Here is a 15,067-nt window from a genome sequence, read left to right as displayed (position 1 = left end):
GCGGCATATCGGGCATATCGGGCGATCTGGGAGCCCGCATGGAGTACGACTCTCAACTGCCCGCGTTGCGTGCGTCACGCGACCAACGCAGGCACGAGCAGTAGCGGCACTGACGTCAATCTCACTTCCCGCTCCGCGACGCTGCCTAGCAGCCAGCGCGTCAACCCGCGTCGTCCATGCGTTCCCAGCACGACGAGCTGTGCCTTCCAGTGGCGCGCTTCACGATCGATGGCATGAGGCACGTCATCAAATGTATTCCGGGTCTTGATGACAGCCGTCTCCACTTCCCATGCCTTCTGCTGCCCGCAAATGGCGAGTTCGTTGGCCGCCAACGCGACGACATTTTGTCCGATCGCGGTCTGGCAGTCTTCGAACTGCTTCTCGAATGGCCCCGTCCCCGGCGCAAGAAGCCGGTCGACGATATAGACGACACGGCACTCCGCCCGTGGTGCCACCAGCCGCGCGCCCACGCGCAAGGCCGCGACGGACCCGTCACTGCCGTCGGTCGCAAACAGGACGCGCGACACGGGCGCGTTCGTGTCGGGCTCATGGTCAACCGGGACGATCAAGGTTGGCCAGCGGAGTAATCGCGCAAGCGGCGCGGAAACCTCGCCTTCCACCCAGCGCATCAGCGCCCTGCTATGGCGTGTTCCGAGGACAACCAGATCGGGCGACCATTCCGATAACGCGTCAGCAAGCGCATGAACAAGGTCTCCGCTCTCCTTGCTCAAGTCGACGAGTTGTCCGTCAAGGTGCGCACCGCAGCCATCCAGCGCGGATTGAGCGGCCTGGATGGCCTCTCCGGCGTCATGCCGCAGTTCCTCCCGCGCGGCTTCGAGCTGCGACCCAACCCACCTTCCGAGCGGCACGAGCGTGCGCGGATTCTCGGCAACCGAGACGACACGCACCGCATTGTCGGGATGCAGCAGTTGCCTCAGATATCGGAGCGCCGCGGTTGATGCGGGTGTGGAATCGACAGCGACCATGATTCTTGCAAAGGGCATGCAAGTATTGGCGTCGGATTTCTGGGCCATTTCGCACCTCACCACCACACAACGATCGTGATTGAGAGCAGTCTCCTGGCGCAATGCAAGAACTGCAATTCGGGCTGATTAACCTACACATTAAACATCGAAAGGCTTTGCGATATCGGACTTTAGTCCGACTCGCAGAGAGCGAGGGTAAAGGGAGTCGATCAGGGCATGCAGGTATGTAAACGATAAACGAAGCCGTACAACCCATCACGCTTCCCGCTTCGGCGATGAATACCGTCAGCGGCACCGCCACGGCTTCGGCGGACGCGAGCCTGCGCGCTTCAGACGACGCCGTCTGGGGTCTACGAAATCGCAAGGGTAGAAATCCTGAGTGCCTCGTCGAGCATCTCGGCCTGTACGAAAGACTCTGGGCGGTTGCGGCACCCCGCTCGACCAGCGCTGCGTTTTGCTGGGCTCGCTTTATCACGAGTCGCCATCCACGTCTATATTTAACTAAATTGACAATTGTTAACATTGCCTCTGTATGTGCGCGCCGAAGCCTGCATGGTTGCACGTCGCAATAGTCATAAATAACGTGTTTTTCACAGAACAGGCATCTCACAACGGCTAAAAATCGTTAAAACCCGCTTTCAGGCTGTTTCACTTTCCCATACTGCTTACAGTCATTCGCAATCAGCTGTCTCCCTCCTGTTCCATTAGCGAACAACAGCCCAAATCGGCAAGCCTGCTATCCCGCTGTATCTAAAGGATTTCAGCAGGAAATTTCACCGTTTTCTCCGAAGCACACTCATTGCGCATCGAATGTTGCGCGGCCGCTGCATGGCCATTTCCTCACCCAGGACTTACCAGTGCTTCTGATATCTTTCGCGCCGAAATATTTAAACAATTAACGCAGTCATTGCGCGAGGTGGCGAATTGAAATTTCGTGAAACACGAAGTGACGTCAATGCGGCTGTATCAGGAGATGGCATCGGCAGTTATTCGCCGGTCGAGGCAAGCCGCCGCGCCGCGCGAGATGAACGCTTCGCGCTCGTGCGCAGCCGGGTTTCCATCGCGGTCATGCTGGCCGTTGCAGGTAGTTTTTCGATGGCGAGCAATTCGGCCAGTGCAAACGGAGGAGCTGGCGTCAGCGTGCTTGGTGGCGGCGCGGGTGGCCCCGGTGGCACCGACGGTAGTCAGTCGAGCGCAACGGGACAGAACGGCGGCACGGGTTCGAACAGCTCGAGCGCCGGCTCCGGCGGCGGCGGTGCGCTCAATCAGACTACCGGCAACGGCGCTGCGGGTGGCGCATCGGGCATCTACGCCGCGGGCATGGTCTACGGTACGGCCGGTGCCACCGGCAGTGTAGGCCTGATCGTCACCACGCAAACGAGCATTTCGACCGCTATCACGGGTGGCGCCGGTCAGGCTGGCCAGATCGCAGTAACCAACGTGAGATCCGCAGGCGGCGGCGGGGGCGGTGGTGCCGGTGTGCAGGCAACTGCCGACGTGACCGTCACGAGCACGGGCGATGTCACAGGGGGCTCGGGTGCCAGACACACGGGTGCGGGCGGCGGCGGTAGCGGCGCGGGCATCTTTTCCTCGGCCAACGTCACGATCGATGCGGGAGGCCAGGTTAGCGGCGGGTCGGGCAGTCAAGTGGTCATTCCCGGCAGCGGTGGCGGCGGTGAAGGTGGTGCGGCGATCGTTCTGGTGGGCACGGGCACTGTGACGAACAGCGGCACCCTGACCGGTGGCACTGGCGAATATAGCCTCTCGGGTGGAGGGGGCGATGGCGGCGCCGGTGTAGAGATTGTGTCCGGTGGCACCGTCATTAACGAGTCGGGTGGAACGATCACGGGCGGAACCGGAGGCGCAGGCCTTTTGAGGACCTCTTATGGCACCCCCAGCACGCCCGGCGCAGGCGGCGCAGGCATCACGGGCTCCAACGTCACCGTCATCAACGCCGGCACGATTACAGGCGGCACAGGCGCGACTCGCGCCGGATGGACCCCGGTCAACGGCGATGCCATCCAGTTCACCGGCGGCGTCAACTCGCTGGAAATCTGGTCCACCTCGCTCATCAACGGCAACGTCGTCGCGTACAGCGCAGCGGACAAGCTCAAGCTCGGCGGCAGCACCAATGCGAGCTTCGATGTCTCGCAGATCGGCTCGGCCGCGCAATACCAGGGCTTCGGCGTCTTCGAGAAAGTCAGCACGAGCACATGGACGCTGACCGGCACGACATCCGCCGTCACGCCGTGGACCTTGAGCGCGGGCATTCTGCAAATTTCATCCGACAGCAATCTCGGCGACGCATCGGGCGGCCTGACGTTCAACGGCGGCACGCTCGAAAACACCGCCGATATCACCAGCGCGCGCAACGTCACGATGCAGGTGAGCGGCACGGTGCTGACCGATGTCGGCACGACCTTCACGCTGAATGGCGCGATCGCGGGCGCAGGCGCGCTGACGAAAGCTGGCACCGGCACGCTGGTGCTCAACGGCGACGACACCTACACCGGCGGCACGACAATCAGCGCCGGCACGTTGCAGATCGGCAGTGGCGGCACGAGCGGCAGCATCGTCGGCGACATCGCGAATAACGGCGCGCTGGTGCTGGACCGCGCCGGTACGCTGACGTTGAACGGGACGATCTCCGGCAGCGGCAGCGTCAGCCAGATCGGAACCGGCACGACCGTACTCGCCGCCGATAACACCTACACCGGCGGCACGACGATCGCGAACGGCACGCTGCAACTCGGCAGTGGCGGCACGAGCGGCAGCGTCGTCGGCAACATCACCGACAACGGCACGCTCGCGCTCGATCGCAGTGACACGTTCACGCTCGACGGCCTGATCAGCGGCACGGGCACGCTGAGCCAGATCGGTGCGGGCACATCGATCCTCAACGCTTCGAACACCTATGCCGGGAACACGCAAGTGCTGGCCGGCACGCTCGCGGTCGGCGACGCGGCGCATACCAACGCGTCCATCGCCTCGGGCCTCACGACCGTCGCGGACGGTGCGACGCTCGGCGGTTACGGCAGCGTGTCGGGCTCGGTCGACAACAGCGGCACGGTCGCGGTTGCCAATGCGTTGTCTGCGTTTGCATCCGCGAATACCGGCACGTTCACGATTGACGGCGACCTCGCCAACGCAGGTGTGATCGATCTGGCCGCCGCATCGGGAAGCATCGGCAACACGCTAAACGTCGCGGGGAATTACTCGGCCACGAACGGATCGCTCGTGCTGAACACCCTGCTCAACGCGGGCGGCGCGGCGTCGCAGACCGACCGGCTCGTCGTTGGCGGCAACGTCAGCGGCACGACGGCCATCACGGTGAACGGCTCGGGCAACGGCGCGACGACGACCGGCGACGGCATCGAACTCGTGCAGGTCAATGGCACGTCGGCGGCGAACAGCTTCCACCTTGCTACGCCCGTTCAGGGCGGCGCCTATCAATACCTGCTGTATCAAGGCGGCGCAACGGACGCCAATAGCTGGTATCTGCGCTCGCGGCTTGAAGCAGCCGACCCGACAGCTGCGTCGGCCACCGGTGCTTCGGCATCGGCGCCCGTTGCCTATCGTCCCGCCGTGGTCGGCTATTCCGTCACGCCGCTGCTCAACGCGGACTATGGCTTCAGCATTCTCGGACGTCTGCATGAACGCGTCGGCGATGTGGCGAATCTCGATGCCGCGCAACCGGCGCACGCGAACGGTATCTGGGGTCGCCTCGGCGGACAGAACCTCGATGCCGACGTCGGCGACCGCTTCTCTACCGACGAGCACACATTCTTCGCGCAGTTCGGCAAGGACTGGACGCTGTCGAGCAACGTCAACGGCGGCAGCACGCATGCAGGCGCAACGATCACGATCGGCTCGACGTCGGCGAACTTCGCCGATAGCGCACGCAGTATTGCAGCCATGTCTGTTTCAACTGGCACCGTCGAAACACAGGCGCAATCGTTCGGCGGCTACTGGACGAAATTTCTGCCCGACGGCACCTATTTCGATGGCGTGGGCCAGTTGACGCACTATCACAACCGCTATGGCGATATCTATGGCGGCAGCGCGAGCCAGAACGGCATCGGCGCGGGTATCTCGGGCGAGGTGGGCAAGCCGTTCGCGCTCGGCTCGACGGGCGTGGCGATCGAACCTCAAGCACAACTGCTCTATCAATATCTGCACCTGAACGGCTTCGACGACGGTATTGCGAACGTCAGTTCGAACACGACGAACGGAATGCGCGGCCGCCTCGGCTTCAGGATCTTCAAGGCCAATTTGAGCAACGATTCGAAGACGTCGAGCATCACGCCGTATTTCACCGCAGACGTGCTGCACGACTTTTTCTCGCCGGGCCAAACCACAGTCGGCGATACGCCGTTCGACAACGCGATGCAGAAGACCTGGTATGACGTCGGCTTTGGCATCACGGGCAGCTTCGGCAAGCGCTCGGCGATTTACGCGAGCGTGAAATACGAACACAGCCTCGGCGGCGAATATCGTCGCAATGTGTTCGGTCAGGCTGGTTACCGGTTTAGCTGGTAACGCCGGACACGCTGCGTTTCGCGGAGAAGTAGCCCCGTCACCGCCGCATGTGGTGACGGGGCTTGAGCGCAGGTTCCGCATCAATTACGCGCGGCCGGACATCGATCATCCATGTCAATCGAGCCATTGCTCCAGAAGCCGACGCAACTCACCCGCGAAGCGCGTTTCTTCAGCATCGTTCGGCCCACCCGCGATTCCGATTGCCCCGATAACGACGCCTCGATAACGCAACACGTCGCCCGCAACCGCGGGAACGATACCGGGGATCGCCCCGATGCCGGGGTTGGTGTCGTGCGCGAGCTTCAGCAGAACCTCGGTATCCACCCCGTTGCTCGCCGCACTTTTTGCCTTCGCAATGGCAGCATCGACGCAGCCCGGATGCGCGCCGTCGTGCCGGTCGAAATCGAGCAGATTGCCGCTGGCGTCGGCGATGGCAACGCAGAGCCGGTAGCCGCGCCTGTCGCCCATCTCGATCGCCTGTGCAAGCAGCTTGCGCGCGGCCGCGCTCGACAAGGTCGGCTGCGTGCTTACCCAAACGCTATCGGGCGCATTGGCTGGCGCGGCCATGACGGTCACGTCCGCAAAGGACAACGCAACCAGCAAGGCGGCAATGGCGCTTTTCATCAACGAGTCTCCGGTGATCATGCTCAAAACGCCGTGCTCGCGCGCGTAGCGATATCGACTTCGTTCTGGATAGTCGAGCCCGCCACGCCTACCGCGCCGTAGAACTGACCGTTTTTGACGACCGGAATGCCGCCACCGATTGCGATCATCTCGGGCAGCGCCGCCACGGCGGGCTGGCCGCCGTTCACCATGTCCATGAAGACGCCCGTGGGCGCGCGATAGATGGCTGACGCGTGCGCCTTGCCGATGGCGGACGCCGTGCAGCCAGGCGCCGCGCCATCCATGCGATCGAACGCGAGCAGCGTCCCGCCCGCATCGGCGATAGCGATGCAGACGGGCGCGTTCAAAGTCTTCGCGCTGCGCGTCGCGGCTTCGACAAGCGCGTGCGCGCGGGCCAGCGAGAGATTTGCCGCCACGGGCGCAGACTCGTCGGCATGCGCGTACGTCATGCATGTGGTCGCGGCGGCCAGAGCTGCGAATGCGCGCAGGCGTGCGAACGGTCGAAGATCATTCATGGTGTGTACTCCGAATTAGCGTGAATGGAATGACGAGCCGCTTGATCGATGCGCGCGCGACGCGCCCGCTGCCATCGCCAGCGCACGATGGAAATCAGCAAGGCGATGGCCACCAGGCCAACGAGCGCGCTGAAGCCGATCAGCGGTTTGATGTTGTCGAGAAGCCAGGGTGTCCGGCCCCCGTTGCGCGTGACGCGCACCTGCGAGGCGTCCACCGTGACCGCGGGATTGCCGAAGCGTTTCGTCACGAAGTTGACGAGCGCTGCGATCTGTTCGTCCGACATATCGCGGCCGAACGCGGGCATTACCGTCTGGCCCGTCGCATCGTGGCGGTCGATGCCCTGCACGACCGTCATGATCAGATTCGATGCATCGCTTGCTCCCACCGTCGTCGACGACGTGAGCGACGGATAGACGCCCGCCTTTCCCTCGCCGCGATCGCCGTGGCAACTCGCGCAGGCCGCGCCATAGAGCACCGCGCCAGAGCTTACGTGCCGATATTCGGCAATCTCATCGGGCGTCGAGCCCGTACCTGTTTCGTCGTTTTCCTGTGCCAGCGGCCGGGCCTGCGTCCACGCGAAATCGGCCCGTTGCACGCCCGCGTTAGTTGAAGGCGATGCAGGAACACGCTGCAAATAGGCCGCGATTGCGCGCAAATCGGTTTGCGGCATCTGCGAAAACGAATGCTCGATGGCTTCGGCCATCGGGCCGGCGGCGCTCGCGCGACCTTGAGCATGACCATTGCGCAGATAATCGACGAGTTGCTGTTCGCTCCATCCGCCGACACCGCGCACGGGATCGGATGTGATATCCGGCGCTTTCCAGCCGCCCACGCTACCGCCCGTGAGGTACGCGAAGCCCTGCTCGTTCATCAACGCACCGCGCGGCGTGTGACAGCTTGAACAGTGCCCGGCGACATCGACGAGATAACGTCCGCGCTGCTCCTGCGCGGTCAGTCCGGTATCGTTGCCATGTGGGCCAACGCCATAAAGCAGATTCCATCCGGCCATCAGCCAGCGCTGGTTAAACGGGAAACCCAGCGACGTTTTAATCGCAGGCCGTGTATCGACGGGAGCGATGCCCTTCGTCATGTACGCGTAAAGCGCCGCAACGTCTTCATCGCGCATGCCCGCGTAGGACGGGTAAGGCATCGCGGGATAGAGATGCGTGCCGTCACGCGCGATGCCCTTGCGCAAGGCGTCCGCGAATTGCGCGAGCGTATAGCCGCCCATGCCTGCCGTCTTCGACGGCGTGATATTGGGCGCAACGATCGCGCCGAGCGGGCTTTCGATTGCGCGGCCGCCTGAAAACGGCGCGCCACCCACGGCGGTATGGCAGGCGGCGCAATCCGCTTCGATGGCGACGGCCTTGCCGCGCGCGATCATCGCCGCGTCGGCGGATTGCGTTTGCGCGTGCGCCGCGAAAGACAGCGCCCACACACACAATGCCAACCGCACACGGACGCGCCTCATCCGACTCGCCTTGAACGATCCGGTCATCGCCTAGACCTCCGTAGCGATGCGGTCGGCCGCGCGAATGGCGAGCGCGATGCCGGTGAGCGTCGGGTTCACTGCCGAGCAGGCGGGAATATTGCCCGTGCCGACCACGAACAAATTCTCGTGATCCCAGCTACGGCAATCCTTGTCGACAACCGACGTCTTCGGGTCGTCGCCCATGATGACGGTGCCCATGATGTGATCGACCGCCACGATCTCTTCGCCGCGCGCCATCACATCGGTACCGCCCATCGCCTTGATGAACTGCTCGAAATCCTGACGCACGACCGGCGCGGTATTGCGGCTGTAATCGTCGAGATCGTAGTGCACCGACATGGTTGGCAAACCGATGGCCGTTCTTCCCTGCCCCAACGTGACGCGATTCGATGCTTGCGGCAACGTTTCCCAGAAACCGAACATCTCCACGAAGCGTGCGGAATCATGGCGAATCCGCTGATCGAGTTCGGAGCCGAGGACGCCCTGTTGCAACAGGCGCGTCGTGATGAATTCATTGGCCACCGGCATCGACAACTGATACTTATTCGACGCCTGATGCCGACGAAAATCGCCGTCGCGCAAATTCATGATCGCATTGCCCTGAATCGGCCCGCGACCGGGCCATAGCGGTTCGTCCGCGAGAAAGCGCAGTATCAGCGCAAGATGCGGCATCAGATTGCGCCCGACCTGATCGCTCGAATTACCGACATCGGACATCAGCAGCAATTTCGCCGATTCATAGGCATGCGCCGCCACGACGAAAGTACGCGCGGTCAGGCGTGTGTCTTCGCCCTTCGAATTCCGGTAGTGCACGGCGGCGATTTTGCCGTTGGGCCCTTTTTCGAGCTTGAATGCAGTGGCGTCCGTCAGGAGGCGCGCGCCGGCCTGCTCGGCCAGTTCCGCGTGAATAAAGCCCGAGTAATTCGCGCCGATAGGACACACCGGCAGGCAATTGTTATTGCCCACGCAAGCGGGCCGCCCGCGATAACCGGCGCTTGCACGCGTCGATGGCTCCGTAATCACGCGATAACCATGCGGCTCGATGCGCTTCGCAATGCGTTGGGCGTAATACGTGTCGACTTCGCGCGGCAACGGATACGGCGTCGAGCGCGGCGGCCACGCGCGCCCCATATTGCCCGCCTGGTCCTCGCTGTTATCGCCCGCCACCCCGATTTCTGCTTCCGCGCGTGCGTAATATCGTTCGAGATCGTCGTAATCGACAGGCCAGTCGCGGCCCACGCCATAAAGCGACTTCAATTTGAAGTCGCTCGGAATCAGCCGCCAGGCCGCGCCGCCCCAATGCCACGTCGTACCGCCCACCAGTTTCAACTGGCCCGGCGTCATGACCTGATTGCCGGTATTGACGATATAGCCGTCATAAGCCGAAGTGGGCGCCCAGGGCTTGTTGGGAAACGGCGCGATATTGTCCTTGCGCCGCGAGGTATTGTGAAAATTCTGGATCAGTTTCCAGCGCGGCATCCGCTCGCCCGCTTCGAGCAGGATCACCGACTTGCCCTGCTTCGCCAGTCCATAGGCCGCGTTCGATCCCACCGCGCCCGAACCGATCACGATCACATCCGCATCAAAACCTGTACTCATGTTTCCCGTCTCCCTGTTTTTACAGGTTCTTCAATCGGTCGCCAGCGTGGCGGGCGGCTCATGCCAGAAGCCATTTTTGCCGCGCGAGAACGTGGGAATGATCGAGACGTCGAGCGTAGGCGCGAACATCAGCGCCTCGCGATACGTCACGAAGCGCGAAGCATCGGCCATCTTCGAGAGATCGGGTGTGCCGGTGTAGCCCAGATACCAGGCCGACACGATCGTCGTTGCCGTGGCGCGATTGCGCGCGCCCGCTTCGGTCGCGAGAAAATCGTCCATCGTTTTCGCGCGCGATACGGCGATTGCCTCGGATAACGCGGAGAGCTTGCCGTCGAAACCGGGATCGAGCGCACGCAATTGCGTGAGTGCCCGTGCCGCGAGCGTCGTGTCGAGTTGCGTTTTACCCGTTAAAAACCCGCTCAAACTGGCAAACGTGTCGGCCTGCATGACCGCGGGTGCTTGCGCAGGCAGACTGCCCGCGCGCAGCTCGGTGTCTAGTGCAAACGCTCCGGTCAGCGCGATGCCGATCTGCAGGAAGCTGCGGCGCGTCACGCCGCTCGTTGTGCTTTTCTCTCGCGATTGCGACATGGATGACGTCTCCTCCATCGATGTGGCGTGCTCCGCTTCAGGCGGATGCCGCCGGTACGATCGCCTTGTCGCGCACGCGCTGGCTGGCGAACAACACAAGCAACCCGCGCGGCACGAATCCACGCGCCAGCAACCAGCCGTCAAACGAGAAACGGCCTGCGCCCGACAAAGCGAAGCTCAGATAGAAAATCGCCATCAACATCGGATATTCCCAGCCGCCATCGGGACCATTCGCCCACGTGAAGCCGTTGTCGAAATGCGCGCCATAGTGATTGGCAATGGCGAAATAAAGCGTCGCACCCAATGCGGCGAGACGCGACAACACGCCAATGCCGATACCAATCGCAATCGCGAGTTCGCACAGCCCGCCCATGATGACGAACGGCTCCGGCGTCGCGATGCCAAAGCCGCCGAACACCGTGCTCATGTGATGAAACGAAGCGCTGCCCGCAAACAGCTTTTCAGTGAAGTGACCGACCATGTCGAAGCCGAAATAAATCCGCACGACCGTCATTTGCCATTCGAGTCCGCTCAGGCGTTCTCCAGGAGCGGCCTGATTCCAGTTGCTTTGCAGACAATCGAGAAACATCGCGACATAGATCACCGCGATAACAGCGGAAACGATCATCACCGGCCAGATATTCATCATGGCGGCGACGCGCCAGTTGGTCAGCCACAGCAAGGTGGAAACGAGAAAGCCCACAGCGAAGTTACGCGGCATGACCCAGTGCGCGGCAGCAACGGCCAGCACGCACATGGCGACGCAGAAATAATTGGCGCTGTCGTGCAACGCGCCGCCGATCACGCCGTAATACACGGTCGCAATCAGGCCAACGATCAATGCCAGCGTAGCGAGCGGAAGCGGAACGCGAGCCGGTCGAAGCGAAGAATAGAAGTTTTCGGACATAAGCATGTGTGTGTGCAGCCCAGCAGGCTGCACGGTCAGTGATAAAAGCGTTAGACGTTGTGATTAGCCGGGCCGCCGTATTCGTCCGGCAATTTGAAGCGCCAGATCTTGAACGGATAGGTCACGAGGCTCTTTCCGCCGGGGCCGCGCACGAGTTGCAGATTCACGGACTGCGAAATCGGAATGTAGAGATAGCGGTCGGCGGTAATGAACAGGCCGTCGCCGCCCCAGAGGTTTTCGTCTTCGATCAGCACGCGCACGTCGCCATTGGGCAGCAGCACGGAAATGCACGGGCGGCTCGCTTCGGCCATGAAGAGATTGCCCTTGCTGTCGATCGCTGTGCCACCCAGCGTCGGCGTGTCGTAGACGTATTCGACGGCCTGGCGCACATCGGCCTCGCTAATCGAGCGATCGCGTAGCACACGCGTCGGCACGCGGTACAGCGGACCTTCGGCAGTCTGGTAATAGAACCATTCGCCGTCAGGACTGATTTCGAGTTGATCGGCGTGCACGGTATGCGGCTTGCCGTCGGGATGCACCATCGGCACGTTGTCGCGCGCAATGCCCGCGCGCTGCATCGTCGTACTGGTGTGGCCCGCAAGACGGCGGAGCCCTTCACCGGTTTTCAGATTGACCACGACAATCGCGCCCGCGCCCGAATCGGTCAAATAGGCGTAGTTACCGTAAATGCGGATATCGTTGAATGCGGCTCCCGGCGGCAAGACGTCGGTGCCAAATTCATATTTGCGCACGATCTTGTTCGTGCGCGTATCGATCTGCACGAACTTGCCCGCGCCCGGCATGAAGGCGTCATGGCCCGGCACCGTGCCCTGATCGACGGCCCAGATCGTCACGCCGTCGAAGCAGTTGACGGCATTCACCCCGACGAAACTGTCCGTGCCGGAATCGCCCGGCTTCCACTCATTCCACGCGCCGCCGGGATACGGCACCAGCGAGCCGTCCTTCATCACTTCGACTAGCGCGGGCGTTTGCTCGAAACCTGGCCAGCGCGGCATCGAAGCAAACATGCGGCCATTCGCGGTGAGCGTTACGCCATTCCAGAGATGCGTCGGCGACGTCGCGACCAGCTCCAGCTTCACGCTGCTTTTCGGATACGCGAACGCGCGGGTGGCCATACCGCCCGCAAGCGGTGCAAGCATCAACGCCCTGAGGCAATTCCTTCGCAATGCGAAATGCCGTTGATCGACATTCGTCATGATGTGTCTCCGTTTCGATTTATTGTCAGAAAAGTTGGCGCAGGCCGGCGGTGACGAGCACCTGAGAAGGCTTGCCCGCATCGACCATCGCTGCGCCGATGACGGCTTGCGCTGGCCCCGAACCGTTCGAACCGTTTGCGTGGCCGTATCCGCCTTCGATATAGATCGCCGTGCGCTTGCTCAAGTCATAGAGCGCGCCGAGCGTGACCGTCTGATAGACCGCCGATGAGTCGCCCGTCGAATGCATGTAGTTATAAGCAAGCTGCGTTTCGACGACCGGCGTGACCTGCCAATGCACGTACGCGGAACCGATGTGGTAATGCTCGGTTTTCGTGAATTGCGACCAGCCGTCGGGCACATATTCGGCATAGCTGTAATAGCCGCCGAACGTGAACGTGTCGAGCTTGTAGCTGGCTGCCACGCGGCCGATATTGATCGCGCTAGCCGACGCATACGCGCTATTAATCGACGTGAAGAAAAGCGATTCGGCGGCCGTGGTCTGACGCGCGGAGATCGCAGGATTGCCGTTGTCGATGTGCATGCCGCCCGCGCCGATCGAGAACGGCCCCGTGTGCCACGACACCGCCCCGCCGAACGCCTGCCCCGACGCCACCGAACCCGCCACACCGCCAAACGCGTAACTCGCACCAATACGCAGGCCGTTCCATTCGCTGCTCAGCCATTTCACGGAGTTATTGAAGCGCGCGTTCGAATCGGCGTTATCGACGTCGCCGGGTGTCGTGAACAAGCCGCCGAAATACGCGTCGGCCTGGTTCGGTTGCACCAGATCAGTCATCGGATCGTATTGGCGGCCGAGGGTCAGCGTGCCCCAGCGGGTGTCCGCCACGCCCACATACGCCTGGCGGCTGAATAGCGTTCCGCTCTTATCGAATGTGCCATCTGCGATCGAAAAACCGCTTTCGAGGGTGAATATGGCCTTCAACCCCGCTCCCAGGTCCTCGCTGCCGGTCAATCCCCATCGCGTGGCGTTGAGGCGGCCACTCGTCATCGAATACTGGTCGTGATCGCCGCCCGCATGATGAATATAGGTGATGCCCGCATCGGCGATGCCATACAGCGTCACCGAATTCTGCGCCTGTGCGCTGGCGCAGACCGCGCCCAATACGGCGCCCGTCACCGCCAGAATTGCCGTTTGCCTCATTCCTGCTCCTCCAGTCTTGTTTTCTTTATTCGACGAATGGCCGTCGCACCGTTTCACGTTTTTTACTGAACCAGTTTCACCCGTTCGATCTTTCCGACGATCACCAGATAACTAAAAATTGCGAGCAACGCATTCGCACCGACGAATAGCAATGCGCCATTGAATGACCCCGATCCGGCAATCAGGTAACCGATCACGATCGGCGTGACGATGCCCGCGAGGTTGCCGAACAGATTGAAGATCGAACCGCACAATCCCACGACCGCCTTTGGCGAAGCGTCAGCGAGCACGGCCCAGCCCAGCGCGCCGAAGCCTTTGCCGAAGAACGCCATCGACATCAGCACGATCACGAGCCCATCCGCCTTGACGTAATTGCAGCCGACGATCGAGAGCGACAGCAGCATGCCGAGCACGATCGGCAGCTTGCGCGCCGCGCTCAGCGAATAGCCGCGCCGCGCCAGCGCATCCGAAAACGCGCCCCCGAGCAAACCGCCGAGAAAACCGCAGATCGCGGGCAACGAAGCCGTCACGCCGGCCTGCATGATGGTCATGCCGCGTGCCTGCACGAGGTAGACCGGAAACCACGTGAGGAAGAAATACGTGAGTACGCTGATCGAAAACTGCCCGAGGTAAATGCCGAGCAGCATGCGGTTCGACAGCAGTTGACGCGCGCATGCCCATCCACCGAGCCGCATGAGTGCATCGACGGCTTCTTCGCGCCGCTCAGCCGTTGCGCTTTGGCCGATGTAATCGAGTTCGGCCTGATTCACGTGCGGATGGTCATGCGGCTCTTTCATCGCACGCATCCAGACGAAGGCCATCGTCACGCCGAGCACGCCCATCGTCACATAGACGTATTGCCAGCCGAACGTGTGCGTAATCCACGCCATCAGCGGCGTGAAGACAACGGCGGAGAAGTACTGCGCGGAATTGAATACCGCCGACGCCATGCCGCGCTCCGTGGCCGGGAACCAGGTCGAAACGATTTTCGCGTTGGCGGGAAATGCAGGTGCTTCGGCAATGCCCATAAAAAAGCGCAAAGCGAACAGGACGACGAGAATCGAAGCCGTCGCCAGTTCCAGACTCGCCACGCCTTGCAGCAGCGTGAAGCACGACCAGAGCAGAATACTGCCGCCATAAACACGTCGCGCGCCGAAGCGGTCGAGCAACCAGCCGCTCGGCAATTGCGAAAGCGTATAGGCCCAGCTGAATGCGGAAAACAGATAACCCATCTGCACCGCATTCAAACCGAGTTCGCCTTTCATCGCGGACGCCGTAATCGAAAGCGTCGCGCGGTCTCCGTAATTCAAGGCCGTGATCATGAAGATCATCGCGAGCACGACGTAGCGCACCTTGCTGCGCGACGCCTCTCTCGCGATGCACGCTATCGAATCGCGTTGCATGCCTGCTCCTGTTCCTGTTCCGGTAGTGCCCGGA

At 62.0% G+C, this 15,067-nt stretch carries 11 protein-coding genes; 1 reads left to right on the top strand and 10 read right to left on the bottom strand.

Annotated features, from left to right (window positions below; translation table 11 throughout):
- Positions 1-74: 74 nt before the first annotated feature.
- On the bottom strand, positions 75-1,034 hold the full coding sequence (locus LDO54_RS02940; RefSeq protein ID WP_224006012.1) for a universal stress protein: 960 nt from the start codon (positions 1,032-1,034) through the stop codon (positions 75-77).
- A 1,092-nt stretch (positions 1,035-2,126) separates the two neighbouring features.
- Here LDO54_RS02940 and LDO54_RS02935 point away from each other — a divergent pair.
- Entirely contained in the window at positions 2,127-5,525 is a 3,399-nt protein-coding gene (locus LDO54_RS02935) for an autotransporter outer membrane beta-barrel domain-containing protein (protein WP_436975479.1), read from the top strand.
- A gap of 114 nt (positions 5,526-5,639) precedes the next feature.
- On the opposite strand, the gene LDO54_RS02930 is transcribed toward LDO54_RS02935, so the two are convergent.
- From LDO54_RS02930 to LDO54_RS02890, 9 genes are all read right to left on the bottom strand, one after another.
- Positions 5,640-6,170: a GlcG/HbpS family heme-binding protein gene (locus tag LDO54_RS02930; protein ID WP_224006006.1), complete on the bottom strand. Its 531-nt coding sequence runs from the start codon at positions 6,168-6,170 to the stop codon at positions 5,640-5,642.
- A 2-nt stretch (positions 6,171-6,172) separates the two neighbouring features.
- A complete protein-coding gene (locus tag LDO54_RS02925; RefSeq protein WP_224006003.1) occupies positions 6,173-6,664 on the bottom strand; it encodes a GlcG/HbpS family heme-binding protein in 492 nt (163 codons plus the stop codon).
- A complete protein-coding gene (locus LDO54_RS02920) occupies positions 6,661-8,103 on the bottom strand; it encodes a cytochrome c (protein WP_224006000.1) in 1,443 nt (480 codons plus the stop codon). Before LDO54_RS02920 ends, LDO54_RS02925 begins: the two co-directional genes overlap by 4 nt.
- A 63-nt stretch (positions 8,104-8,166) precedes the next feature.
- Positions 8,167-9,756: a GMC family oxidoreductase gene (locus LDO54_RS02915; protein ID WP_224005998.1), complete on the bottom strand. Its 1,590-nt coding sequence runs from the start codon at positions 9,754-9,756 to the stop codon at positions 8,167-8,169.
- Positions 9,757-9,786: 30 nt separating this feature from the next.
- Positions 9,787-10,344: a sorbitol dehydrogenase family protein gene (locus tag LDO54_RS02910; protein ID WP_224005996.1), complete on the bottom strand. Its 558-nt coding sequence runs from the start codon at positions 10,342-10,344 to the stop codon at positions 9,787-9,789.
- A 37-nt stretch (positions 10,345-10,381) separates the two neighbouring features.
- Complete coding sequence (locus LDO54_RS02905; RefSeq protein ID WP_224005993.1) at positions 10,382-11,185, bottom strand: DoxX family protein; 804 nt, start codon at positions 11,183-11,185, stop codon at positions 10,382-10,384.
- Positions 11,186-11,301: 116 nt separating this feature from the next.
- Positions 11,302-12,387 carry a major royal jelly family protein gene (locus LDO54_RS02900; RefSeq protein WP_224005990.1) on the bottom strand — a complete coding sequence of 362 codons (1,086 nt, stop codon included), beginning with the start codon at positions 12,385-12,387 and terminating at the stop codon, positions 11,302-11,304.
- A 106-nt stretch (positions 12,388-12,493) separates the two neighbouring features.
- Positions 12,494-13,630: a porin gene (locus LDO54_RS02895; RefSeq protein ID WP_224005987.1), complete on the bottom strand. Its 1,137-nt coding sequence runs from the start codon at positions 13,628-13,630 to the stop codon at positions 12,494-12,496.
- A gap of 62 nt (positions 13,631-13,692) precedes the next feature.
- The gene (locus LDO54_RS02890; protein ID WP_224005984.1) at positions 13,693-15,033 is read right to left on the bottom strand and encodes an MFS transporter; all 1,341 of its coding nucleotides are present in this window, start codon (positions 15,031-15,033) and stop codon (positions 13,693-13,695) included.
- Between the last annotated feature and the right edge of the window lie 34 nt (positions 15,034-15,067).

This window comes from Paraburkholderia tropica (genome assembly GCF_914484835.1).
Lineage (GTDB): Bacteria > Pseudomonadota > Gammaproteobacteria > Burkholderiales > Burkholderiaceae > Paraburkholderia > Paraburkholderia tropica_A.
Note: the sequence above shows the minus strand (reverse complement) of the source record. Positions and strands in the feature narration are given on the sequence as shown.